This window comes from Streptomyces sp. A5-4, from assembly GCF_051131715.1.
In the GTDB taxonomy this organism is placed as follows: domain Bacteria; phylum Actinomycetota; class Actinomycetes; order Streptomycetales; family Streptomycetaceae; genus Streptomyces.
Map to the genome: position 1 here is coordinate 1,698,556 of NZ_CP178591.1, position 21,583 is coordinate 1,720,138.

The window sequence follows — 21,583 nt, forward strand, 5'->3', positions numbered from 1 at the left end:
GGGCCCGCACCTTCACGGTGCGGGCCCCGGCCAGGAGGTAACGCGTCCGGGCGATTAGGCCGGGACGATGTTCTCCGCCTGCGGGCCCTTCTGGCCCTGCGTGACGTCGAAGGAGACCTTCTGGCCCTCCTGGAGCTCACGGAAGCCCTGGGTGGCAATGTTCGAGTAGTGGGCGAAGACGTCGGCGCCGCCGCCGTCCTGCTCAATGAAGCCGAAGCCCTTTTCCGAGTTGAACCACTTCACGGTTCCAGTAGCCATGTCATTCTCCTATAAAAAACTGGGGCAGATCCGGAAATCCGCACTGTACGGATTCCACGTCGCCGCAATTAGCCCCATCCGGAGAACCGGAAAACAAAATGCGCCTGATGGAAGCATTCCCGTCAGGCGCACATAATGTTTATGGGTACCAAAACTGCAACTCGCCCAGCTTAGCACGACGACGCCGGAGCGCCAGCTCTACAGACGCTCGATGATCGTGACGTTCGCCTGTCCGCCGCCCTCGCACATCGTCTGCAGCCCGAACCGCGCGCCCGTGCGCTCCAGTTCGTGCAGGAGCGTCGTCATGAGCTTCACACCGGTCGCGCCGAGCGGGTGGCCGAGCGCGATGGCGCCACCGTTGACGTTGACCCGCTCGGGGTCGGCGCCGGTCTCCTTCAACCAGGCGAGAACCACCGGCGCGAACGCCTCGTTGATCTCGACCAGGTCGATGTCGGTGATCGACATCCCGGTCTTCTTCAGGGCGTACGCCGTCGCCGGGATGGGCGCGGACAGCATGCGGATCGGGTCCTCGGCGCGCACCGACAGGTGGTGGATGCGGGCGCGCGGCGTCAGCCCGTGTTCGGCGACGGCCCGCTCGGACGCGATGAGCATCGCCGCGGCGCCGTCGGAGACCTGCGAGGAGCAGGCCGCGGTGATGGTGCCGCCCGCCACGACGGGCCCCAGTCCAGCCATCTTCTCCAGCGTGGTGTCGCGGCGCGGCCCCTCGTCCACCGTTACGTCGCCGTGCGCGACGGTCTCCCGCTCGAAGCGGCCCTCGTCGATCGCGCGCAGCGCCCGTTGGTGCGAGCGGAGCGCGAACTCCTCCATGTCGAGGCGGGAGATGCCCCACTTGCGGGCGATGAGTTCGGCGCCGTGGAACTGGTTGACGGGCCGGTCGCCGTAGCGTGCCCGCCAGCCCGCGGAGCCGGCGTACGGGCCCTCGGTCAGGCCCAGTGGTTCGGCGGCCAGGCGGGAGGCGAAGGCGATGGGGATCTGGCTCATGTTCTGTACGCCGCCCGCGACGACCAGGTCCTGGGTGCCGGACAGCACCGCCTGCGCGGCGAAGTGCACGGCCTGCTGCGAGGAGCCGCACTGCCGGTCGATCGTCACGCCGGGCACCTCCTCGGGCAGCCCGGCCGCCAGCCACGCCGTACGCGCGATGTCGCCCGCCTGTGGGCCCACGGTGTCCAGGCAGCCGAAGATCACGTCCTCGACGGCGGCCGGGTCGACGGCGGAGCGCCGCACCAGGGCCTTGAGGACGTGGGCCCCCAGGTCGGCCGGGTGGACGGCCGACAGGCCGCCCTTGCGCCGGCCGACCGGGGTGCGTACCGCTTCGACGATGTAGGCCTCGGCCATGGCTGCTGCTCCTTGGGTGGGTTACGTACGCAGGGCGATTCCGTCCAGGACCATCGACAGGTACTGGCGGGCGATCTCCTCGGGGCTGTGCTGTCCACCGGGGCGGTACCAGGACGCGGCGACCCACACGGTGTCGCGCACGAAGCGGTACGTGAGGCGGACGTCGAGGTCGTCGCGGAAGACCTGGGCGGCGACGCCGCGCTCCAGCGTTCCGAGCCACGCCTTCTCGAATTTCTGCTGCGAGTCGGTGAGGTAGTGGAAGCGGGGCTGCGAGGCCAGGTGCCTGGATTCCTTCTGGTAGATGGCGACCGCGGCGCGGTGCCGGTCGATCTCGCGGAAGGACTCGGTGACCAGGGCCTCGATGGTCTCCCTGGGGCCGAGGCCGGCGGCGAGCACGGTGTCGTACCCGTCCCAGAGCTCGGTGAGGAAGGTCGACAGGATCTCGTCGAGCATCGATTCCTTGGAATCGAAGTGGTAGTAGAGGCTGCCGGCGAGCATGCCCGCCTCGTCGGCGATCTTCCGGACGGTGGTGGCGTTGTAGCCCTGGGCGGCGAACACCTCGGCGGCGGTGTCGAGCAGTTCGCGGCGCCGCTCGGGCGATGCGGTCACCTGGGGCTTCTTCTTGGTAGGCACCCGTCCATTGTCAGGCCGGGGGCCGCACCGGTCCTAGGCACGTTGGCTGCTGACGGACACCGTTTCGCCCGTCATGTAGGAGGAGTAGCCGCTGGCGAGGAAGACGATGACGTTGGCGACCTCCCAGGGCTCGGCGTACCGGCCGAAGGCCTCGCGGGCCGTCAGCTCTTCGAGGAGTTCGGGGGTGGTGACCTTCACCAGGTGGGGATGCATGGCGAGGCTGGGGGCCACGGCGTTCACCCGGACGCGGTACTCGGCGCCCTCGACCGCCGCGCACCTGGTCAGCGCCATCACGCCGGCCTTCGCTGCGGCGTAGTGGGCCTGGCCCGCCTGGGCGCGCCAGCCGACGACGGAGGCGTTGTTGACGATCACTCCGCCGCGATCCGCGTCCCTGAGCAGCCGCAACGCCGCCCGGGTACAGCGGAACGTCCCGTTCAGCGTCACGTCGAGGACCTTCGACCACTGCTCGTCGGTCATCTCGACCAGGGTGCAAGTGCCGCCCAGGCCCGCGTTGTTGACGACGATGTCGAGCCCGCCGTGTCGCGCCACGGCCGCTTCGAAGAGCGCCTGGACCTGAGCCTCGTCCGTGACGTCGCACGGGATCGAGGTGACGGCGTCCGGCCCGAACTCCTCCGCGAGCGCCGCCTCGCTCTCCTTCAGCCGCCGCGCGTGCGCGTCGCCGATGACGATCCGCGCGCCCTCCTCCAGGAATCTGCGGGCGGTCGCGCCGCCGATCCCGGCCCCGGCCGCCGCCGTGATGACGGCGCTGCGGCCCCGGAGCAGACCGTGCCCCGGTACGTACTGGGGTGCGTCCGGCAGGTATCCGGGTGCGCTCGGCTCCTCGACGCTGCTCATGGCCGTACGTTAACCTACCAAACACTTGTTAGGGAAGGATGAGGATGTCTGACGACGGCCTGCGCACGGACCTGGACTTCACCCCGGACGAGGACGCCTTCCGGGCCGAGGCGCGGGCCTGGCTCACCGCACATGTGCCCGCCGAGCCACTGAGGTCACTGGAGACCGAGGAGGGGTTCGCGGCGCACCGGACGTGGGAGGCACGACTGGCCGAAGACCGCTGGTCGGTCGTCTCCTGGCCCGAGGAGTACGGCGGCCGGGGCGCCGACATCTTCAAGTGGCTGATCTTCGAGGAGGAGTACTTCGCGGCGGGCGCGCCGGGCCGAGTCTCCCAGAACGGCATCAACCTCCTCGCGCCCACCCTCTTCGACCACGCGAACGACGAACAGCGCGCCCGGGTGCTGCCGTCGATGGCGAGCGGTGAGGTCATCTGGGCGCAGGCGTGGTCGGAGCCGGAGGCGGGCTCGGACCTCGCGTCCCTGCGGTCGTCCGGTGAACGCACCGAGGGCGGCTGGCTGCTGTCCGGCCAGAAGACCTGGTCGTCGCGGGCCGCCTTCGCCGACCGAGCCTTCGGCATCTTCCGCACCGAACAGGGCACACCCAAGCCGCACCAGGGCCTGACGTACCTGATGTTCGACCTGTCGGCGCCGGGCGTCACCGTGCGGCCCATCGGGCGTCTCGACGGGAAGCCCGCGTTCGCCGAGCTCTTCCTCGACCGGGTCTTCGTGCCGGACGCGGATGTCGTCGGGGAGCCGGGGCAGGGCTGGAAGGTCGCCATGTCGACGGCCGGCAACGAGCGGGGGCTGACCCTGCGCTCCCCCGGCCGTTTCCTCGCCGCCGCCGACCGGCTGGCCGCGTTGTGGCGTACGCACGGGGACCCGGCGGACACGGCGCTGCGCGACCGGGTCGCGGACGCGGTGATCGGCGCCCGCGCCTACCAGCTCTTCACCTACACCAACGCGTCGCGCTTCGCCGCGGGCGCCACCATCGGCGCGGAGTCGAGCCTGAACAAGGTCTTCTGGTCCGACTACGACATCGCCCTGCACGAGGCGGCGCTCGATCTGCTGGGCCCCGACGCGGAGTTGGCCGAAGGCGAGTGGGCCGAGGGGTATCTCTTCTCGCTCGCGGGCCCCATCTACGCCGGTACGAACGAGATCCAGCGCGACATCATCGCCGAGCGCCTGCTTGGCCTCCCGAAGGGCCGCCGCTGATGCGCCTCCTCCTCACCGACGAGCAACGGGAGTTCGCGCGCTCGCTGGAGGCGATGCTGTCGGCCGCGGACACGCCCGCCGCCGTGCGGGCCTGGGCGGACGGGGACAGCGGTCCCGGCCTGGCACTCTGGTCGCGGTTGGCCGACGCGGGGGTGTTCGCGCTGGCGGTGCCTGACGCGTACGAAGGCGTGGGCCCGCTGCCGGTCGAACTGGCCCTTGCCTACACCGCTTTGGGGCGCCACGCGGTACCCGGGCCGGTGGTCGAGACGGCCGCGGCGGCGGCGCTTCTTGGCGCGCTGGGCGATGCGGGATTCGCCCCCGCCAAGGAGTGGCTGTCCTCGCTGGCGTCCGGACGGCGCGTCGCCTCCTTGGGCGTCGGGGCGTACGCGCTGGACGCCGACTCCGCCGACGCGGTCTTCCTCGTCCGGGGCGACGAACTGCGGCTGGCCGCAGCCCCGGGCCCGCCGCGGGCGTCCGCCGATCCAGCGCGGCGCCTGTTCCGGCCGCCCAACGACGGCGAGTTGCTGGCGCGCGGGCCGGCCGTGCGCGAGGCGGCGGCGCGCGCCACCGACTGGGCCGCTTTCCTGACGGCGGCCCAGTCGCTGGGGGTGGGCGAGGCGCTGCTGGCGCGGACGGTGGCGTACGTCAAGCAGCGCACACAGTTCGGCGCACCGATCGGCTCCTTCCAGGCCGTGAAGCACCGGCTGGCCGACATACTGATCGGCCTCGAATTCGCCCGCCCGCTGCTGCACGGGGCGGCGCTCGCCCTCGGAGCCGGCTCGCCCCGGGCGGGGGCGCATGTCGCGGCGGCGAAGGTGGCTGCGGGTGAGGCGGCGTACGCCACGGCCCGCGCCGCGCTCCAACTGCACGGCGCGATCGGGTACACCCAGGAGCTGGACCTCTCCCTGTGGCTGCGAAAGGCACGCCCACTGAGGGACGCGTGGGGCACGCCCTCGGAGTGCCGGAGGCGGGTGCTGGCCGATTGAGAGGCGCAGCTCGTCCCGCACACCAACACGCGTAGGCCAACACGCGTTGACTTCATCGCGGCGCCGGTCCTACATTGGCCAACAAGCGTTGACCGGCTCGTGTTGGCAGCAGGAGGTCGTCATGAACGGCACCACATCTCGGCGCACCGTCCGCGACATCATCGTCGTCGGAGCGGGCCCCACCGGACTGCTGCTGGCCGGCGACCTCGCCGCGGCGGGCGTCCCGGTCACCCTGGTCGAGCGGCGCCCCTGCGGCATCAGCAATCTGACCCGCGCCTTCGGCGTACACGCCCGCACCCTGGAGCAGCTCGACGCCCGGGGCCTCGCCGACGAGCTCATCGAGACCGGTCGGCCCCTCACGCGAATGCGGCCCTTCAACCGCCTCTCCCTCGACCTGTCCGAGCTGCCCTCGCGCTACCCGTACCTGCTGATCACCCCTCAGTACGAGGTCGAGAGGCTGCTGTTGCGGCGGGCCGAGAAAAACGGCGTCACCTTTCTGTACGGGGCCGAGGTGACCGGCGTCGCGCAGGACGAAGCGGGTGTGGAGGTGACGGTCAGGCACGAGGACGACTCGACCGACACGCTGCACGGTGCGTACGTGGTGGGGGCCGACGGGGTCCGCAGCGCCGTGCGGCAGGCGCTGGGCCTGCCGTTCCCCGGCCACTCCGTCATCAAGTCGATCGTCATGGCCGACGTACTGCTGGAGCAGGAGCCGAGCCGGTCCGTCGCGGTCAGGGGGGTGGGCGACGCCTTCGGTTTCGTCATCCCGTTCGGGGACGGCTACTGGCGGGTGGGCGGCTGGGACCGCACCTCCGGCGACGTGCCCGACAGTGCGCCCACCGATTTCGAAGAGCTGCGCTCGATCGTCGCGCGCGCCTTCGGCAGCGACTTCGGGATGCACGACGCCCGTTGGCTGTCGCGCTTCCACAGCGACGAGCGCCAGGTGCCCAGCTATCGGGTGGGCCGGGCGCTGCTCGCGGGGGACGCCGCGCACACCCACTCCCCCGCGGGCGGCCAGGGCATGAACACCGGCATTCAGGACGCCGCCAACCTCGGCTGGAAGCTGGCCGCCGTGGTGAACGGGTGGGCTCCGGAGGGGCTGTTGGACACCTACCACAGCGAACGGCACCCGGTCGGAAAGGCGGTGCTGCGCAGCAGTGGCGCGATCGTACGGCTGGCGATGGCGCACAACCCGGCCCAGCGCGCGCTCCGTTCGGCGCTGAGCCTGCTCGTCGGGCGGGTGCGGCCGGTGGGCCGTCAGACTCTCGGACAGATCACCGGCATCGGCTATGCCTACGGCGCTCCGCGCGGCGCCCACCGGCTCACCGGCAAGCGCGTCCCGGATGTCGGGCTCAGGGACGGCCGGCTCCACGAGGTGCTGCGTGCGGGCAAGTTCGTGCTCATCACCCCCGGGGGTGAGGGAGGGCCGGCGGACGAGCCGGCAAGCGGCCGGGAGGACCGGCTCGTCGTGACGCGGTGGACGAGCGACCGGCGCACCACGCTCCTCGTCCGCCCGGACGGTTACGTCGCCTGGGCGGCGGACGCGGCGGATCCCGGGGCGATCCGGTCCGCGCTCACCGAGTGGACCGGACCGCGGCACACCGACGCCGGAGTCACGGACAGCGGATCGTCATGACTCCGGCGCGGTTGTCGGTCGTCACGGACAGCGGATCGTAATGACCGCGGCGCGGCCCTCGGTCTCCAGGACGCCGGGCCATCCGGTCGCCACGGCGACATCGTGGCGGTCGAGGGTGACCCGCTCGCTCACCAGGCGCGCCGGAGCGTCGAGGGCGACGACCAGGACCGTGCTGCCGGCGGGGACCAGCAGCGGCAAGCCGCCGCGCACGACGGAGACGAGCACGGCGATGCCCCCTCGGGCTCTGCGGTGCATGACGTTCAGGTTCACGACGGGCCCGTCGATGAGGCGGCCGTCGGTGGGTACGTCGCCGGGGAAGCGGTGGGGCGTGTCGCGTACGTCGACGAGGTGTCGCCGGCCGCCGACGGTGAGGTCCATGCCCGCGCCCTCGACCACGGTGAGGGTCCGGTCGACGCCGGGGAAGGCGGAGAACGGCCCGTCGGCGGAGACGTCCGCGAGGCTCACGCGCCAGGCGAAGTCGTCGATCCCGGAGCCCTCGGGCCAGGCCGCGATCGCACGGGTGACGCCGCCGCCATTCTTCCAGGGGACCGCGGGCCGGTCGGCGGCCTTCAGCACGCGCAGGTCCGTCATCGGACGATGCCCAGCGCACGGGCGGCCTTCAGCCAGTCGGGGAACTCCCGCACCAACTGGTCGTACAGGACGGAGTTGGGGACCTTGCGCGGGTCGAGCCCCGCGTGGAAGAAGCCCGCGTTGTCGACCGGCCGCTTCGCCGGGACGGGGAGCTCGTCGAGCTTGTGGAGGAAGTCGAACTGCGAACTGCGGGTATTGCCGAAGCCGATGAACTGCCAGAAGATCGGCAGCTTCGCCGACTTGCACAGATACCGTTCCGCGGCGACCTTGTTGATCGGCCCGCCGTCGGTCTGGAAGATGACGAGGGCGGGGTCCTGCGCCCCGCTGTCGAGGTAGTGGTCGATCACCTCGTCCATGGCCAGGTGGTAACTGGTCTTCCCCATGTGCCCGAGCCCGGCCACGATGGCATCGACCCGGCCCCGGTGGTTCTCCAACGCGATGTCGGCCACGGCGTCGACCTCGGTCGAGAAGAAGATGACAGGCACGATGCCGTCGTCGTCGAGGTGCGCGGAGAGGCCGAGGACCTGATCGGCGAGGGCCTGGACCGTGCCGTCCTTGTAGTACTCGCGCATGGAGCCGGAGTAGTCGAGCACCAGATAGACCGCCGCGCGCTGCCCCTTCAGCCCGTGCTTCTTGAGCGAAACGCCCGCGCTCTTGAAGAGGCTGACGAGCGCGGGCGCCGTCTCCTCCACCTTCTGGAGGCTGATGGCCATACGGGGACTCCGTCGGGTAGGTGGGAGTGCGGTGTGCGGGAGGTCACGAGGTTACGTGACACGACCCCACCGACGCCGACCCACAGCGACGACCAATTGCTCGCGACTGCGGCGCGGCTGCGACTGATACCGCGTCCGGGGCCGGCTGCCTGTCGTAGCCAGGAGCAGCCGGCCCGGCCCTGCTGCCGCCGACCGGGCTCCCCCAGTGCCCCCCTTCGACCAGGATCATCTTCGGCGCGCGCTGCGCAGGGCCCAGGACATGGGCGATCCGCACCAGCGACTCCAGACGGCCCGTCAACAGGCCGAGGGTTACCGGAACTTCCCTACGTCCCTGACCGGTCTGCTCACGGTCGTCTTCGTCCTCAAGGGCCAGGAGAATCTGAGCAAGCTGCCGCACAGCTAACGCTGGGCCGTCGTCGCCCTCCTCACCGCCGGTTTTCTCACGCTCATCGCGGCGTCCTGGTTCGGCGTCTCCGCGGTGCACGGCCGGCCGGGCGAGACCCTGGTCCTGGAGGCACCACAGATCCTGCGGTACGAAACCGACCGCACCCGGCGGGTATGGCGGCTGGTGGAGTGGGCGAGATGGCTGGCCCTGCTCGGCATGTTGTGCGTGGCGGCGGTGATCGTGGTCACCTGGCTCGCGCCCCCTACGGGCAAGGGCTGACCGAGCGCCGCCGACCGCACCGGAACGCGCCGCGGCGCCTGCCGTATTCCGGTCGGGGAATGGCAGGCGCCGCGGCTAGAGGGGGATGCCCCCCCCCTAGTTCCGTACGCCGTTGTACGGGACGTTGTGGTGAGCCGGGTCAGACCGTCAGTGAACGGTCCGTCGGCTTGATCGGGGCGTGCAGGTCGCTCGCCCCCGTCAGGAAGCGGTCCACGCCGCGCGCCGCCGAGCGGCCCTCGGCGATCGCCCAGACGATCAGTGACTGGCCGCGGCCCGCGTCACCGGCGACGAAGACGCCGCCGACGTTGGTCGCGTACTCGTCGTCGCGTGCGACGTTGCCGCGGGCGTCGAGCTCCAGACCGAACTGCTGGACCAGCCCGTTCGCCTGGTCGGTGCCGGTGAAGCCCATCGCGAGGGTGACCAGCTGCGCGGGGATGACACGCTCGGTGCCGGACTTCTGCTCCAGCTTGCCGTCCTTGAACTCCACCTCGATGAGGTGCAGGGACTGGACGTTGCCGTCCTCGTCGCCCTCGAAGTGGGTGGTGGAGACGGAATAGACCCGCTCGCCGCCCTCCTCGTGCGCGGAGGTGACCTTGTAGAGCATCGGGAAGGTCGGCCAGGGCTGGTTGGGGGCCCTGTCCTCGCCCGGCCTGGGCATGATCTCCAGCTGCGTGACGGACGCCGCGCCCTGGCGGTGGGCGGTGCCGACGCAGTCCGCGCCGGTGTCGCCGCCACCGATGACCACGACGTGCTTTCCCTCGGCAGTGATCGGGGAGACCGTCAGGTCGCCCTCCTTCACCTTGTTGGCAAGCGGCAAGTACTCCATCGCGAAGTGGATGCCGGACAGCTCGCGCCCCGGCACGGGCAGGTCGCGGGAGACCGTCGCACCGGCGGCGATGACCACCGCGTCGTAACGCCTGCGCAGCTTCGCGGCGTCGACGTCGCGGCCGATCTCCACCTCCGTACGGAACTTGGTGCCCTCCGCGCGCATCTGCTCGATGCGGCGGTTGATGTGCGACTTCTCCATCTTGAACTCGGGGATGCCGTAGCGCAGCAGTCCACCGATGCGGTCGGCGCGCTCGTACACGGCGACCGTGTGGCCCGCCCTCGTCAGCTGCTGCGCGGCGGCGAGGCCCGCCGGGCCCGAGCCGATGACCGCGACGGTCTTGCCGCTGAGCCGCTCGGGCGGCTGCGGGGTGACGTCGCCGCTGTCCCACGCCTTGTCGATGATGGTGACTTCGACGTTCTTGATGGTGACGGCGGGCTGGTTGATGCCCAGCACGCACGCGGACTCGCAGGGGGCCGGGCAGAGGCGACCGGTGAACTCCGGGAAGTTGTTGGTCGCGTGCAGCCGCTCGGAGGCGGCCGTCCAGTCCCCGCGGTAGGCGTAGTCGTTCCACTCGGGGATGAGGTTGCCGAGCGGACAGCCGCTGTGGCAGAACGGGATGCCGCAGTCCATGCAGCGCCCGGCCTGCTTGCTGATGATCGGCAGCAACGAACCGGGAACGTAGACCTCGTTCCAGTCCTTGACACGCTCACCGGGCGGGCGGGTCTGTGCGACCTCGCGCCCGGTGGTCAGGAAGCCCTTGGGGTCAGCCATTGGTCGCTGCCTCCATCATCTTCTCGGTGGTCTGCTCCACGGAGAGACCGGCGAGCTCAGCGGCGTCCTTGGCGGCGAGCACTGCCTTGTAAGTGGACGGGATGATCTTGCTGAAACGGGTCACCGCGATGTCCCACTCGGCAAGCAGCTTCTCGGCGACCGTCGAAGCGGTCTCCTCCTGGTGGCGGCGCACCACATCGTGCAGCCACTGCTTGTCGGTGTCGTCGAGGGCCTCGACCGCGCCGGCGTTGCCGGCGTTGACGTTGTCCGGGTCGAGGTCGATGACGTACGCGATGCCGCCGGACATGCCGGCGGCGAAGTTACGACCGGTCTCGCCCAGGACCACCGCGTGGCCGCCGGTCATGTACTCGCAGCCGTGGTCGCCCACGCCCTCCGAGACGACCGTCGCACCGGAGTTGCGGACGCAGAAGCGCTCGCCGGTGCGACCGCGCAAGAACAGCTCGCCGCCGGTGGCGCCGTAGCCGATGGTGTTGCCCGCGATCGTCGAGTACTCGGCGAGGTGGTCGGCGCCGCGGTCCGGCCGGACGATGACCCGGCCGCCCGAAAGACCCTTGCCCACGTAGTCGTTGGCATCGCCTTCGAGACGCAGGGTGACACCGCGCGGGACGAAGGCACCGAAGGACTGGCCCGCGGAGCCGGTGAAGGTGATGTCGATGGTGTCGTCGGGCAGGCCCGCACCACCGAACTTCTTGGTCACCTCATGGCCGAGCATGGTGCCGACGGTCCGGTTGATGTTGCGGATCGCGACCTGCGCGCGGACCGGTCCGGCCGACTCGGCGCTGTCCGCCGACAGCGCGTCGGCGGCGAGCTTGATCAGCTCGTTGTCGAGTGCCTTGGTCAGACCGTGATCCTGGATCGTGGTCTGGTGGCGCACCGCGCCGTCCGGCAGCTCGGGGACGTAGAAGAGCGGCGAGAGGTCGAGGCCCTGCGCCTTCCAGTGGCTCATCGCCCGGTCGGTGTCGAGGAGTTCGGCGTGGCCGACGGCCTCTTCGAGGGTACGGAAACCGAGCTCGGCCAGCAGCTCGCGGACTTCTTCGGCGATGAACTGGAAGAAGTTGACGATGTGCTCGGCCTTGCCCGCGTAGCGCTCGCGCAGCACCGGGTTCTGCGTGGCGATGCCGACGGGGCAGGTGTCGAGGTGGCAGACGCGCATCATGACGCAGCCGGAGACGACGAGGGGCGCGGTCGCGAAACCGAACTCCTCGGCGCCGAGGAGCGCGGCGATGACGACGTCACGGCCGGTCTTGAGCTGGCCGTCGGTCTGCACGACGATGCGGTCGCGCAGGCCGTTGAGCAGCAGGGTCTGCTGGGTCTCGGCGAGACCGAGCTCCCAGGGGCCGCCCGCGTGCTTGAGCGAGGTGAGCGGGGAGGCGCCCGTGCCGCCGTCGTGGCCGGAGATGAGGACCACGTCCGCGTGTGCCTTGGAGACACCCGCGGCGACCGTGCCGACGCCGACCTCGGAGACCAGCTTCACGTGGATGCGGGCCTGCGGGTTGGCGTTCTTGAGGTCGTGGATCAGCTGGGCCAGGTCCTCGATCGAGTAGATGTCGTGGTGCGGCGGCGGGGAGATCAGACCGACACCGGGCGTGCTGTGCCGGGTCTTGGCGACCCACGGGTAGACCTTGTGGCCGGGCAGCTGGCCGCCTTCGCCGGGCTTCGCGCCCTGCGCCATCTTGATCTGGATGTCGTCCGCGTTGACCAGGTACTCGCTGGTCACACCGAAGCGGCCGGAGGCGACCTGCTTGATGGAGGAGCGGCGCGCCGGGTCGTAGAGCCGGTCGGCGTCCTCACCGCCCTCACCGGTGTTGGACTTGCCGCCCAGCTGGTTCATGGCGATGGCGAGCGTCTCGTGCGCCTCCTGCGAGATGGAGCCGTACGACATGGCGCCGGTGGAGAAGCGCTTGACGATGTCGGCCGCCGACTCGACCTCGTCGATCGGGATCGACTCCCGGCCGCTCTTGAAGCCGAAGAGCCCGCGGAGCGTCATCAGGCGCTCGGACTGCTCGTTCACCCGGCCCGTGTACTGCTTGAAGATGTCGTAGCTGCGCGAGCGCGTGGCGTGCTGGAGGCGGAAGACGGTCTCCGGGTCGAACAGGTGCGGCTCGCCCTCGCGGCGCCACTGGTACTCGCCGCCGATGTCCAGCGCGCGGTGCGACGCGGAGATGCCGGAGGCCGGGTACGCCTTGGCGTGCCGGGCTGCGACCTCCTTCGCGACGACGTCCAGACCGGCGCCGCCGATCTTCGTCGCGGTGCCGTGGAAGTACTTCTCGACGAAGGCCGTGTCGAGGCCGACGGCCTCGAAGACCTGCGCGCCGCGGTAGGAGGCGACGGTCGAGATGCCCATCTTCGACATGACCTTCAGGACGCCCTTGCCGAGGGCGTAGATCAGGTTGCGGATGGCCTGTTCGGGCTCCTCGCCCTCGATGAACGTACCGGCGCGGACCAGGTCCTCGACGGATTCCATCGCCAGGTACGGGTTGACCGCGGCCGCGCCGAAACCGATGAGCAGCGCGACATGGTGCACCTCGCGCACGTCGCCCGCCTCGACCAGGAGGCCCACCTGGGTGCGTTGCTTGGTGCCGATGAGGTGGTGGTGCACGGCGGAGGTGAGCAGCAGCGAGGGGATCGGCGCGTGCTCGGCGTCGGAGTGCCGGTCGGAGAGCACGATGAGGCGGGCGCCGGCCTCGATGGCCGCGTCGGCCTCGGCGCAGATCTCCTCGATACGGGCGGCGAGCGCGTCGCCGCCTCCGCCGACGCGGTAGAGACCGGAGAGGGTGGCGGCCGTCATGCCGGGCATGTCGCCGTCGGCGTTGACGTGTATCAGCTTCGCCAACTCGTCGTTGTCGATCACCGGGAAGGGCAGGGTGACGCTACGACAGGACGCGGCGGTCGGGTCGAGCAGGTTGCCCGCCGGGCCGAGCGAGGAGAGCAGCGAGGTGACGAGCTCCTCGCGGATGGCGTCCAGCGGCGGGTTGGTGACCTGCGCGAAGAGCTGGGTGAAGTAGTCGAAGAGCAGCCGCGGGCGCTCGGACAGGGCCGCGATCGGCGAGTCCGTGCCCATGGAGCCCAGCGGCTCGCCACCGGTGCGGGCCATCGGCGCCAGGATGATGCGCAGCTCTTCCTCGGTGTAGCCGAAGGTCTGCTGGCGGCGGGTGACGGAGGCGTGCGTGTGCACGATGTGCTCGCGCTCGGGGAGGTCCTCCAGCTCGATCTCGCCGGCTTCCAGCCACTCCTGGTACGGCTTCTCGGCGGCCAGGGTCGCCTTGATCTCGTCGTCCTCGACGATGCGGTGCTCGGCGGTGTCGACGAGGAACATCTTGCCGGGCTGGAGACGGCCCTTGCGGACCACCTTGGCCGGGTCGATGTCGAGCACGCCGACCTCGGAGGAGAGCACGACCAGGCCGTCGTCGGTCACCCAGTAGCGGCCGGGGCGCAGACCGTTGCGGTCGAGGACCGCGCCGACCTGGGTGCCGTCGGTGAAGGTGACACAGGCCGGGCCGTCCCAGGGCTCCATCAGTGTGGAGTGGTACTGGTAGAAGGCGCGGCGGGCCGGGTCCATGGAGGCGTGGTTCTCCCACGCCTCGGGGACCATCATCAGCACGGCGTGCGGCAGCGAGCGGCCGCCGAGGTGCAGCAGCTCCAGGACCTCGTCGAAGGAGGCCGAGTCGGAGGCGTCCGGGGTGCAGACGGGGAAGATCCGGTCGAGCTTCTCCGCACCACTGTGCCCATTGTCGGCAGAGCCGAACATGTCGGACGCGAGCTGTGACTCGCGGGCCTTCATCCAGTTGCGGTTGCCCTTGACCGTGTTGATCTCGCCGTTGTGCGCGACGAAGCGGTACGGGTGGGCCAGCGGCCAGCTCGGGAAGGTGTTCGTGGAGAAGCGCGAGTGGACCAGGGCGACGGCGGTGGCGCAGCGCCGGTCGGACAGGTCCGGGAAGAACGGCTCCAGCTGCCCGGTGGTGAGCATGCCCTTGTAGACAATGGTCCGCGCCGACAGCGAGGGGAAGTAGACGCCGGCCTCGCGCTCGGCGCGCTTGCGCAGCACGAAGGCCTTGCGGTCCAGGACCAGGCCCGTGCTCGCACCGTCGGCCACGAAGATCTGGCGGAAGGCCGGCATGGTGGCGCGGGCGCCGTTGCCGAGCAGGTCGGGGGTGACCGGGACATCGCGCCAGCCGAGGACTTCGAGGCCCTCTTCGGCGGCGATCGTCTCAATGCGCGAGACGGCGGTGGTGGAGCCGTCCGCGGGCAGGAAGGCGATTCCCACCGCGTACGCGCCGGCCTCGGGCAGGTCGAAGGCGGTGACCTCGGAGAGGAAGGCGTGCGGGACCTGCAGGAGGATTCCCGCACCGTCGCCCGAGTCGGGCTCGGAGCCGGTAGCACCGCGGTGCTCAAGGTTCCGCAGTACGGTCAGAGCCTGCTCGACGAGCGCGTGGCTCGCCTCGCCGGTGAGGGTGGCCACGAAGCCGACGCCGCAGGCGTCGTGCTCGTTGCGCGGGTCGTACATGCCCTGCTGGGCAGGGCGACCGTCCATGGGCGACCAGGCACTGGTGAGGGTGCTGTCGGTCGCGGAGTGCGTGGACGCGGAACGCATCGGCTCTCCCGTCGTCGTCGTGGCATATGCAAGTACCGAGGGACGACGTTGGCCCTCCGCGAAATTTCGTGCAGGTTACATGATGGGGCGCTTCTCGGGAAGCGGATAACGCGTTCCAGCATGCGGACACCGCGTATGGCGGTGAAAGTGGTGCAGAGGCGGGCAGATCATGTCTGCCCGGTCGTCGCTGAGCCGGCGTCCTTGCCTGCAGCGCTCCCGGCTCATTCCCGCCTGTTAAGGGAATGAAACCAGCGAGTAACCGACTACTTATTCGACGCGCCGCATAGCGTCGCAGCTTCTCATCCTACGGCTGTTCCGAACAGAGCGCCCAGGGCGTACGTCACACCCGCCGCTGAGCCACCGAGAGCGAGCTGGCGCAGTCCGCTGAACCACCAGGACCGTGCGGTCACCTTGGCCACCAGCGCCCCGCAGGCGAAGAGGCCCACGAGGGCGAGCAGCAGGGCGGGCCACATGGACGAGGCACCGAGCAGATAGGGCAGCACGGGCAGCAGCGCACCCAGCGCGAACGCGCCGAACGACGACACCGCGGCGACGAGCGGCGAAGGCAGATCGCCCGGGTCTATGCCCAGCTCCTCGCGGGCGTGGATCTCCAGCGCCATCTCCGGGTCCCTCGACAACTGCTCGGCGACGGCGCGCGCCAGCTCCGGTTCCACCCCGCGCGACGCGTAGAGCGCGGCCAGCTCCGCCAGCTCGTCATCGGGGTGCTTGCGCAACTCGACGCGCTCCACCTCCAATTCCGCCTGTACGAGCTCACGCTGCGAGGCCACCGAGGTGTATTCACCGGCGGCCATGGAGAAGGCGCCGGCGGCGAGGCCCGCGAGTCCGGTGATGACGATGGTCTGATGGGTGACCGAGCCGCCCGCGACGCCGGTCATCAGAGCCAGGTTGGAGACCAGGCCGTCCATCGCGCCGAAGACGGCGGGGCGCAGCCAACCGCCGTTCACATCACGGTGGGTGTGGTTGTCACGGTGCGCCACGTGCAGCGTCGCCCCGGTCTCGATGATCGCCATGTCGTGCGGTTCCCCTTCTCACCGGAAGCGGCCCCTCTTGCGGGCCCGCTTCCTCAACTTCCTCGAAAGTACGCACGAATCAGGGCTCCCGCCAGCAAGGAAGGCCGAACTTACCTGCGGTTGAGCGGCCCGTACCGACCGGGCGACATACGACGGGGCCGCCGGACCATGAGCGGTCCGGCGGCCCCGGGAAGGGTGTGGGGTGGTGCGTGCGGTCAGAGTTTCTTGGCCGTACCGGTTTCGTCCTCGGCGTCGGCCCTGGGGCCATCCGCGTCGACGTCGTCGTGCTCGGGCCCGGTCTCGTCGTCGCTGTCGTCGCCGTCCTTGGCCGACCCGGACTTCGCGGGCTCGGACCGATCGGGCTCGACGATCTCCTCGCGTCCCGGCCGCAACCTCGCCGAGATGACGATGTAGATCACCGCGAGCACGAACACCACGATCGAGGTCCACACGTTGAGGCGCAGCCCCAGCACATGGTGGGCCTCGTCGACACGCATGTACTCGATCCAGCTGCGGCCCACGCAGTACACCGCGACGTACAGGGCGAAGACCCGGCCGTGGCCGAGCTTGAAGCGGCGGTCGGCCCAGATCACGAGGAGTGCGGCGCCGATGCACCACAGCGACTCGTAGAGGAAGGTCGGGTGGTACGTGCCCGCCGCGCGGTTCGCGCCCTCGCTGATCTTGAGCGCCCACGGCACGTCGGTCTCTCGTCCGTACAGCTCCTGGTTGAACCAGTTGCCCCAGCGGCCGATGGCCTGGGCGAAGGCGAGACCGGGTGCGAGGGCGTCGGCCCAGGCCGGCAGGGGGATGCCGTGGCGGCGGCAGCCGATCCAGGCACCGACCGCGCCGAGCGCGACGGCGCCCCAGATACCGAGGCCGCCTTCCCAGATCTTGAAGGCGTCGACCCAGTTCCGGCCCTCGCTGAAGTACAGCTGGTAGTCGGTGATGACGTGGTAGAGCCGTCCGCCGACGAGGCCGAAGGGCACGGCCCAGACGGCGATGTCGGCAACCGTGCCGCTCTTGCCGCCCCGGGCGACCCAGCGCTTGTTGCCGTACCAGACAGCGACGAAAACGCCAATGATGATGCAGAACGCGTAGCCGCGGAGCGGGATCGGTCCGAGCTCGATCACACCGGTCGACGGGCTGGGGATATAGGCAAGTTCCATGGCAGGGTCGACGCTACCTTGCCGGGTGGGACGTACGGCAACCCACCCGGCAACGTATGGATAACGGGCTCAGCCGGAGGCCGGCGGGGTGGCGGTCGCCGTCCCCGCCTTCTTGCCCCTGTTCGCCTCGGTGACCCACTTCTTCAGGTTCGCCGGGGAGATCCCCTCGCCGCCCTTCTTCGGGAAGATCGCCTCGCCGTTGAGCAGCACGGTCGGCGTCCCGTTGAAGTTGCCCTTCTGGAACGCCTCATTGGACTTGCGCACCCAGCTGTCGTGCGCCCCGTCGTTCACACACTGCTTGAACGGGTCCGTGACCAGGTCGTCGACCTTGCCCGCCAGCTCGATCAGACGGCTGTTCTCGGCGAAGGCGTCGTCGGTCTCCGGTGGCTGGTTCTGGAAGAGCACGTCGTGGAACGGGGCGAACTTCCCGGCGTCCTGCGCGCACCCGGCCGCGTTGGCCGCGCGCAGCGAGCCCGCGCCGCTCATGTTCCTGTCGATGAGCGTGGCGAGGTGGTACTCGGCCTTGAGCTGACCCGCTTTCTCCAGCTCCTGGATGGTGGCCCGGAAGCCGTTCTCGAACTGGGCGCAGGCCGGGCAGCGGAAGTCCTCCCAGACGGTGAGCGTGGACGGGGCGTCCGTCGCCCCCACCGGGACCATCGGGTCGCTCTTGGCATCGGTGCCCTTGGGCGCGAGGAGCGGGCCCGCGGTGTCGCTCTTCCCCCCGCCCGAGTCGGAGTTCACCGCGAGCATGCCCACCACCGCGGCCAGCCCCAGCACACCCACCACGGCGGCGGACACGATCAGCGTCCGCCTGCGCCGGTCGCGGACCTTCTGCGCTTCACGTTCCTGGATGAGCCGCTCACGGGCGGTTCGTTTTCCCTCAAGGTTCTTGTCGCTCACACCCGCGACAACGAACCGGGGAGGCACACGCGTGCCTCCCCGGTCCAGGTCCACCCATACGAGCGAAGCCGATCAGTTGTTCCTGCGGACGCCTTCGGCCAGTTCGGCGGCGAGCGCCCGCACCGCGGCGAGGCCCGCCGCCTCGTCCGGCGCGTCCAGCATCAGCTTGACGAAGGCCGAGCCGACGATCACCCCGTCGGCGAACCCGGCGACCTCCTTGGCCTGTACGGCGTTGGAGACCCCGAGCCCGACGCAGACCGGCAGTTCGGTGGTGGCCCTGGTCCTGCGCACCAGGTCCTGGGCCTGCTCGCCCACCGAGACCCGGGTGCCGGTCACGCCCATCAGCGAGGCCGCGTAGACAAAACCGGAACCCGCCGCCGTGATCGTGCCGAGGCGCTCGTCCTGACTGCTCGGCGCGACCACGAAGACCGTGGCCAGCCCCAGCGCGTCGGCGTGCTCGCGCCACTCCGCGGACTCCTGCACCGGCAGGTCGGGCAGGATGCAGCCCGCGCCGCCGGCCGCGGCCAGCTCGGTGGTGAAGCGTTCGATGCCGTATCGGTCGATCGGATTCCAGTACGTCATGACGAGCACCGGCGCGCCGGTCGCCTCGTACGCCTCGCGCACCGTGCGCAGCACATCGGCGATCTTCACGCCGCCGCGCAGCGCGATGTCGTCGGCGGTCTGGATGACCGGGCCGTCGAGCACCGGGTCGCTGTGCGGCAGCCCGATCTCGACGACGTCCGCGCCGCCCGCCAGGACCGCCTTCACGGCCTCGATGCCGCCGTCCACGGTCGGAAACCCGGCCGGGAGGTAGGCGATGAGCGCGGCCCGGTCCGCGGACCTGGTCTTCGCGAGCGTGTCGCTCAACAGCTTGATGTTGCCGCTCACTTGGCGTCCTTCTGGATCTCGGCGGCGCCGTTGCCGGCGGAGGCGTCGGCCTCGACCGCGGCGTCGGTGGCGTACAGACCGAAGTAGCGGGCGGCCGTGTCCATGTCCTTGTCGCCGCGCCCGGACAGGTTGACCAGGATCAGCCCGTCCTTGCCCAGTTCCTTGCCGAGCTCCAGCGCACCGGCGAGCGCGTGGGCGCTCTCGATGGCCGGGATGATGCCCTCGGTGCGGGACAGCAGGAGCAGCGACTGCATCGCCGCGTCGTCCGTCACGGCCCGGTACTCGCCCCGCCCGCTGTCCTTGAGGTAGGCGTGCTCGGGGCCGATGCCCGGGTAGTCGAGGCCCGCCGAGATCGAGTAGGGCTCGGTGATCTGGCCCTCCTCGTCCTGCAGGACGTACGACCGTGAGCCGTGCAGGATGCCCGGCTCGCCCGCGGACAGGGTCGCCGCGTGCTCCCCCGTCTCGATGCCGTGCCCGGCGGGCTCGCAGCCGACGAGGCGTACGTCCGCGTCCGGGATGAAGGCGTGGAAGAGGCCGATGGCGTTGGAGCCGCCGCCGACGCAGGCGACCGCCGCGTCGGGCAGCCGTCCGGCGCGCTCCAGGATCTGGCGGCGGGCCTCCACACCGATGACGCGGTGGAAGTCGCGGACCATCGCGGGGAAGGGGTGCGGCCCCGCGACGGTGCCGAAGAGGTAGTGCGTCCGGTCCACATTGGCGACCCAGTCGCGGAAGGCCTCGTTGATGGCGTCCTTCAAGGTGCGGCTGCCGGACTTCACGGCGACGACCTCGGCACCGAGCATCCGCATCCGGGCGACGTTGAGCGCCTGGCGCTCGGTGTCGATCTCACCCATGTAGACGGTGCATTCGAGGCCGAAGAGCGCGCAGGCGGTGGCGGTGGCGACGCCGTGCTGGCCCGCGCCGGTCTCCGCGATGACCCGGGTCTTGCCCATGCGCTTGGTGAGGAGCGCCTGGCCCAGCACATTGTTGATCTTGTGCGAGCCGGTGTGGTTGAGGTCCTCGCGCTTGAGGAAGACCCGCGCCCCGCCCGCGTGTTCGGCGAACCGCGGCACCTCGGTGAGCGCGCTGGGACGGCCGGTGTAGTTGACCATGAGCTCGTTCAGCTCGGCCACGAAGGCCGGGTCCGACTTGGCCTTGTCGTATTCGACGGCGACCTCGTCGACCGCGGCGACCAGCGCCTCGGGGATGAATTTGCCGCCGTACGCGCCGAAATAGCCCTCGGCGTTGGGGATGTGACCCTCGGGGTCCGGAATGAAGAAGTCAGAAGACATCCGACGCACTCCTCAGAAGGGGCTCGCGCCCCATGAATCAACAGGTGGGCTTCGCCTCTGCGCCGTGCGAGGGATGGAACGGGTACGTGATCACACGTACCGGCATGCCGGACTCGCTACGACGCGCCTTCGGCCCGCCATCGCATGCCGTTGATCTGGCCGGGCTCCGCACCGATGTGGTAGCGCACCCGGCGTCCCAGGACCCGCCGCGCCGGCGCCCTGCACCCACGCGGACGGCACCCGCGCGCCAGCGGCGCGTGCGGGTCGCGCGCCTGCGCCACGGACGGGCGCAGGCCCGGCCGGGTGCGGGTGACGGGGCGACGGAGAGCGGTCATGGGGTGGGGTCAGCTCCGCCCGTGGCGCAGCGCCGGGTGGGCGCCCGCGGCGACCAGGTCGGCGACGGCCGCCTTCGGGTCGCGGCCGGTGACCAGGGACTCGCCCACGAGCACCGCGTCGGCGCCCGCGTTGGCGTACGCGATCAGGTCGTGCGGGCCGCGCACGCCGGACTCGGCGATGGTGACGATGTGCGCCGGGATCTCGGGGGCGACGCGCTCGAAGACACCGCGGTCGACCTTGAGCGTTTTGAGGTCGCGTGCGTTGATCCCGATGATCTTCGCGCCGGCCTCGACCGCGCGCTCGACCTCGTCCTCGTCGTGGACCTCGACCAGCGGGGTGAGCCCGATGGACTCGGCCCGCTCGATGAGGGAGACCAGGGCCTCCTGCTCCAGGGCCGCGACGATCAGCAGCGCCAGGTCGGCGCCGTACGCCCGCGCCTCCCACAGCTGGTATGCCGTGACCATGAAGTCCTTGCGCAGCAGAGGCACGTCGACCCTGGCGCGTACGGCTTCCAGGTCGGCCAGCGAGCCGCCGAAGCGGCGCTGCTCGGTCAGCACGGAGATGACGGCCGCGCCGCCCGCCTCGTAGTCGGCGGCGAGACCTGCCGGGTCGGCGATCGCGGCGAGCGCGCCCTTCGACGGGCTGGAGCGCTTGACCTCACAGATGACCTTGACGCCGTCGCCGCGCAGGGCGGCGACACCGTCCTTCGCCTGCGGGGCCTTGGCCGCGCGATCCTTGAGCTCGTCGAGGCTGACGCGTGTCTGCCGCTCTGCGAGGTCGGCGAGGACGCCTTCGATGATCTCGTCGAGCACACTCACGCGAGCGGCCCCCTTTCGGGACAGTGATGGTGGACCAGGA

At 70.4% G+C, this 21,583-nt stretch carries 20 protein-coding genes; 5 read left to right on the plus strand and 15 right to left on the minus strand.

Translation table 11 applies throughout. The features are described 5' to 3' along the window. Positions 1–54: 54 nt before the first annotated feature. The 4 genes from ACLLJJ_RS07820 to ACLLJJ_RS07835 all read right to left on the minus strand — a co-directional run bounded on the left by ACLLJJ_RS07820 (position 55) and on the right by ACLLJJ_RS07835 (position 3,102). Positions 55–258, minus strand: coding sequence for a cold-shock protein (locus ACLLJJ_RS07820; protein WP_015607926.1), 204 nt, complete (start codon positions 256–258; stop codon positions 55–57). A gap of 198 nt (positions 259–456) precedes the next feature. Continuing rightward, the gene (locus ACLLJJ_RS07825) at positions 457–1,614 is read right to left on the minus strand and encodes an acetyl-CoA C-acetyltransferase (protein WP_434588544.1); all 1,158 of its coding nucleotides are present in this window, start codon (positions 1,612–1,614) and stop codon (positions 457–459) included. 21 nt (positions 1,615–1,635) lie between these two features. After that, on the minus strand, positions 1,636–2,247 hold the full coding sequence (locus ACLLJJ_RS07830) for a TetR/AcrR family transcriptional regulator (protein WP_434588545.1): 612 nt from the start codon (positions 2,245–2,247) through the stop codon (positions 1,636–1,638). Positions 2,248–2,280: 33 nt separating this feature from the next. After that, on the minus strand, positions 2,281–3,102 hold the full coding sequence (locus ACLLJJ_RS07835) for an SDR family oxidoreductase (protein ID WP_434588546.1): 822 nt from the start codon (positions 3,100–3,102) through the stop codon (positions 2,281–2,283). A gap of 44 nt (positions 3,103–3,146) precedes the next feature. Between ACLLJJ_RS07835 and ACLLJJ_RS07840 the strand changes: the two genes are divergently transcribed. The 3 genes from ACLLJJ_RS07840 (at position 3,147) to ACLLJJ_RS07850 (ending at position 6,935) form a co-directional block, all read left to right on the plus strand. Continuing rightward, positions 3,147–4,313, plus strand: a complete 1,167-nt coding sequence (locus tag ACLLJJ_RS07840) for an acyl-CoA dehydrogenase family protein (protein ID WP_434588547.1) — start codon at positions 3,147–3,149, stop codon at positions 4,311–4,313. Beyond that, positions 4,313–5,299 carry an acyl-CoA dehydrogenase family protein gene (locus ACLLJJ_RS07845; RefSeq protein WP_434588548.1) on the plus strand — a complete coding sequence of 329 codons (987 nt, stop codon included), beginning with the start codon at positions 4,313–4,315 and terminating at the stop codon, positions 5,297–5,299. Before ACLLJJ_RS07840 ends, ACLLJJ_RS07845 begins: the two co-directional genes overlap by 1 nt. A gap of 121 nt (positions 5,300–5,420) precedes the next feature. Beyond that, the gene (locus ACLLJJ_RS07850) at positions 5,421–6,935 is read left to right on the plus strand and encodes an FAD-dependent oxidoreductase (protein WP_434588549.1); all 1,515 of its coding nucleotides are present in this window, start codon (positions 5,421–5,423) and stop codon (positions 6,933–6,935) included. 21 nt (positions 6,936–6,956) lie between these two features. Here ACLLJJ_RS07850 and ACLLJJ_RS07855 read toward each other — a convergent pair whose 3' ends face one another. Together ACLLJJ_RS07855 and ACLLJJ_RS07860 are read right to left on the minus strand one after the other, a co-directional pair. Next, positions 6,957–7,526 (minus strand): HutD/Ves family protein, encoded by a 570-nt coding sequence (locus ACLLJJ_RS07855; RefSeq protein WP_434588550.1) that lies wholly within the window; start codon positions 7,524–7,526, stop codon positions 6,957–6,959. Then, complete coding sequence (locus ACLLJJ_RS07860) at positions 7,523–8,239, minus strand: VWA domain-containing protein (RefSeq protein ID WP_434588551.1); 717 nt, start codon at positions 8,237–8,239, stop codon at positions 7,523–7,525. The genes ACLLJJ_RS07855 and ACLLJJ_RS07860 overlap by 4 nt, the downstream gene beginning before the upstream one ends. 205 nt (positions 8,240–8,444) lie before the next feature. Here ACLLJJ_RS07860 and ACLLJJ_RS07865 point away from each other — a divergent pair, with 205 nt between their 5' ends. Continuing rightward, the gene (locus tag ACLLJJ_RS07865; RefSeq protein ID WP_434588552.1) at positions 8,445–8,642 is read left to right on the plus strand and encodes a hypothetical protein; all 198 of its coding nucleotides are present in this window, start codon (positions 8,445–8,447) and stop codon (positions 8,640–8,642) included. A 75-nt stretch (positions 8,643–8,717) separates the two neighbouring features. Further along, positions 8,718–8,903, plus strand: a complete 186-nt coding sequence (locus tag ACLLJJ_RS07870; RefSeq protein ID WP_434588553.1) for a hypothetical protein — start codon at positions 8,718–8,720, stop codon at positions 8,901–8,903. Between the two features lie 139 nt (positions 8,904–9,042). Here ACLLJJ_RS07870 and ACLLJJ_RS07875 read toward each other — a convergent pair whose 3' ends face one another. The 9 genes from ACLLJJ_RS07875 to trpC form a co-directional block, all read right to left on the minus strand. Next, the gene (locus ACLLJJ_RS07875; RefSeq protein ID WP_434588554.1) at positions 9,043–10,503 is read right to left on the minus strand and encodes a glutamate synthase subunit beta; all 1,461 of its coding nucleotides are present in this window, start codon (positions 10,501–10,503) and stop codon (positions 9,043–9,045) included. Next, positions 10,496–15,115 (minus strand): glutamate synthase large subunit, encoded by a 4,620-nt coding sequence (gene gltB, locus ACLLJJ_RS07880; protein ID WP_434588555.1) that lies wholly within the window; start codon positions 15,113–15,115, stop codon positions 10,496–10,498. The genes ACLLJJ_RS07875 and gltB overlap by 8 nt, the downstream gene beginning before the upstream one ends. A 299-nt stretch (positions 15,116–15,414) precedes the next feature. After that, positions 15,415–16,146 (minus strand): VIT1/CCC1 transporter family protein, encoded by a 732-nt coding sequence (locus ACLLJJ_RS07885; protein WP_434588556.1) that lies wholly within the window; start codon positions 16,144–16,146, stop codon positions 15,415–15,417. A gap of 215 nt (positions 16,147–16,361) precedes the next feature. Continuing rightward, entirely contained in the window at positions 16,362–17,312 is a 951-nt protein-coding gene (lgt, locus tag ACLLJJ_RS07890) for a prolipoprotein diacylglyceryl transferase (RefSeq protein WP_434588557.1), read from the minus strand. Positions 17,313–17,381: 69 nt separating this feature from the next. Then, positions 17,382–18,212 carry a DsbA family protein gene (locus tag ACLLJJ_RS07895; protein ID WP_434600336.1) on the minus strand — a complete coding sequence of 277 codons (831 nt, stop codon included), beginning with the start codon at positions 18,210–18,212 and terminating at the stop codon, positions 17,382–17,384. 72 nt (positions 18,213–18,284) lie between these two features. After that, positions 18,285–19,100 carry a tryptophan synthase subunit alpha gene (gene trpA / locus ACLLJJ_RS07900; RefSeq protein WP_434588558.1) on the minus strand — a complete coding sequence of 272 codons (816 nt, stop codon included), beginning with the start codon at positions 19,098–19,100 and terminating at the stop codon, positions 18,285–18,287. Next, positions 19,097–20,389 carry a tryptophan synthase subunit beta gene (gene trpB, locus ACLLJJ_RS07905; RefSeq protein WP_434588559.1) on the minus strand — a complete coding sequence of 431 codons (1,293 nt, stop codon included), beginning with the start codon at positions 20,387–20,389 and terminating at the stop codon, positions 19,097–19,099. The genes trpA and trpB overlap by 4 nt, the downstream gene beginning before the upstream one ends. 116 nt (positions 20,390–20,505) lie before the next feature. Continuing rightward, complete coding sequence (gene trpM, locus ACLLJJ_RS07910) at positions 20,506–20,724, minus strand: tryptophan biosynthesis modulator TrpM (RefSeq protein WP_434588560.1); 219 nt, start codon at positions 20,722–20,724, stop codon at positions 20,506–20,508. A 9-nt stretch (positions 20,725–20,733) separates the two neighbouring features. Further along, positions 20,734–21,543, minus strand: a complete 810-nt coding sequence (trpC, locus tag ACLLJJ_RS07915; protein ID WP_434588561.1) for an indole-3-glycerol phosphate synthase TrpC — start codon at positions 21,541–21,543, stop codon at positions 20,734–20,736. Positions 21,544–21,583: the final 40 nt, after the last annotated feature.

Excerpts from the sequence above, each read along its gene's own strand:
- ACLLJJ_RS07820 (WP_015607926.1), bottom strand. The coding sequence starts at position 258 with ATGGCTACTGGAACCGTGAAGTGGTTCAACTCGGAAAAGGGCTTCGGC.
- ACLLJJ_RS07825 (WP_434588544.1), bottom strand. The coding sequence starts at position 1,614 with ATGGCCGAGGCCTACATCGTCGAAGCGGTACGCACCCCGGTCGGCCGG.
- ACLLJJ_RS07835 (WP_434588546.1), bottom strand. The coding sequence starts at position 3,102 with ATGAGCAGCGTCGAGGAGCCGAGCGCACCCGGATACCTGCCGGACGCA.
- ACLLJJ_RS07840 (WP_434588547.1), top strand. The coding sequence starts at position 3,147 with ATGTCTGACGACGGCCTGCGCACGGACCTGGACTTCACCCCGGACGAG.
- ACLLJJ_RS07845 (WP_434588548.1), top strand. The coding sequence starts at position 4,313 with ATGCGCCTCCTCCTCACCGACGAGCAACGGGAGTTCGCGCGCTCGCTG.
- ACLLJJ_RS07850 (WP_434588549.1), top strand. The coding sequence starts at position 5,421 with ATGAACGGCACCACATCTCGGCGCACCGTCCGCGACATCATCGTCGTC.
- ACLLJJ_RS07855 (WP_434588550.1), bottom strand. The coding sequence starts at position 7,526 with ATGACGGACCTGCGCGTGCTGAAGGCCGCCGACCGGCCCGCGGTCCCC.
- ACLLJJ_RS07860 (WP_434588551.1), bottom strand. The coding sequence starts at position 8,239 with ATGGCCATCAGCCTCCAGAAGGTGGAGGAGACGGCGCCCGCGCTCGTC.
- ACLLJJ_RS07875 (WP_434588554.1), bottom strand. The coding sequence starts at position 10,503 with ATGGCTGACCCCAAGGGCTTCCTGACCACCGGGCGCGAGGTCGCACAG.
- gltB (WP_434588555.1), bottom strand. The coding sequence starts at position 15,115 with ATGCGTTCCGCGTCCACGCACTCCGCGACCGACAGCACCCTCACCAGT.
- ACLLJJ_RS07885 (WP_434588556.1), bottom strand. The coding sequence starts at position 16,146 with ATGGCGATCATCGAGACCGGGGCGACGCTGCACGTGGCGCACCGTGAC.
- lgt (WP_434588557.1), bottom strand. The coding sequence starts at position 17,312 with ATGGAACTTGCCTATATCCCCAGCCCGTCGACCGGTGTGATCGAGCTC.
- trpB (WP_434588559.1), bottom strand. The coding sequence starts at position 20,389 with ATGTCTTCTGACTTCTTCATTCCGGACCCCGAGGGTCACATCCCCAAC.
- trpM (WP_434588560.1), bottom strand. The coding sequence starts at position 20,724 with ATGACCGCTCTCCGTCGCCCCGTCACCCGCACCCGGCCGGGCCTGCGC.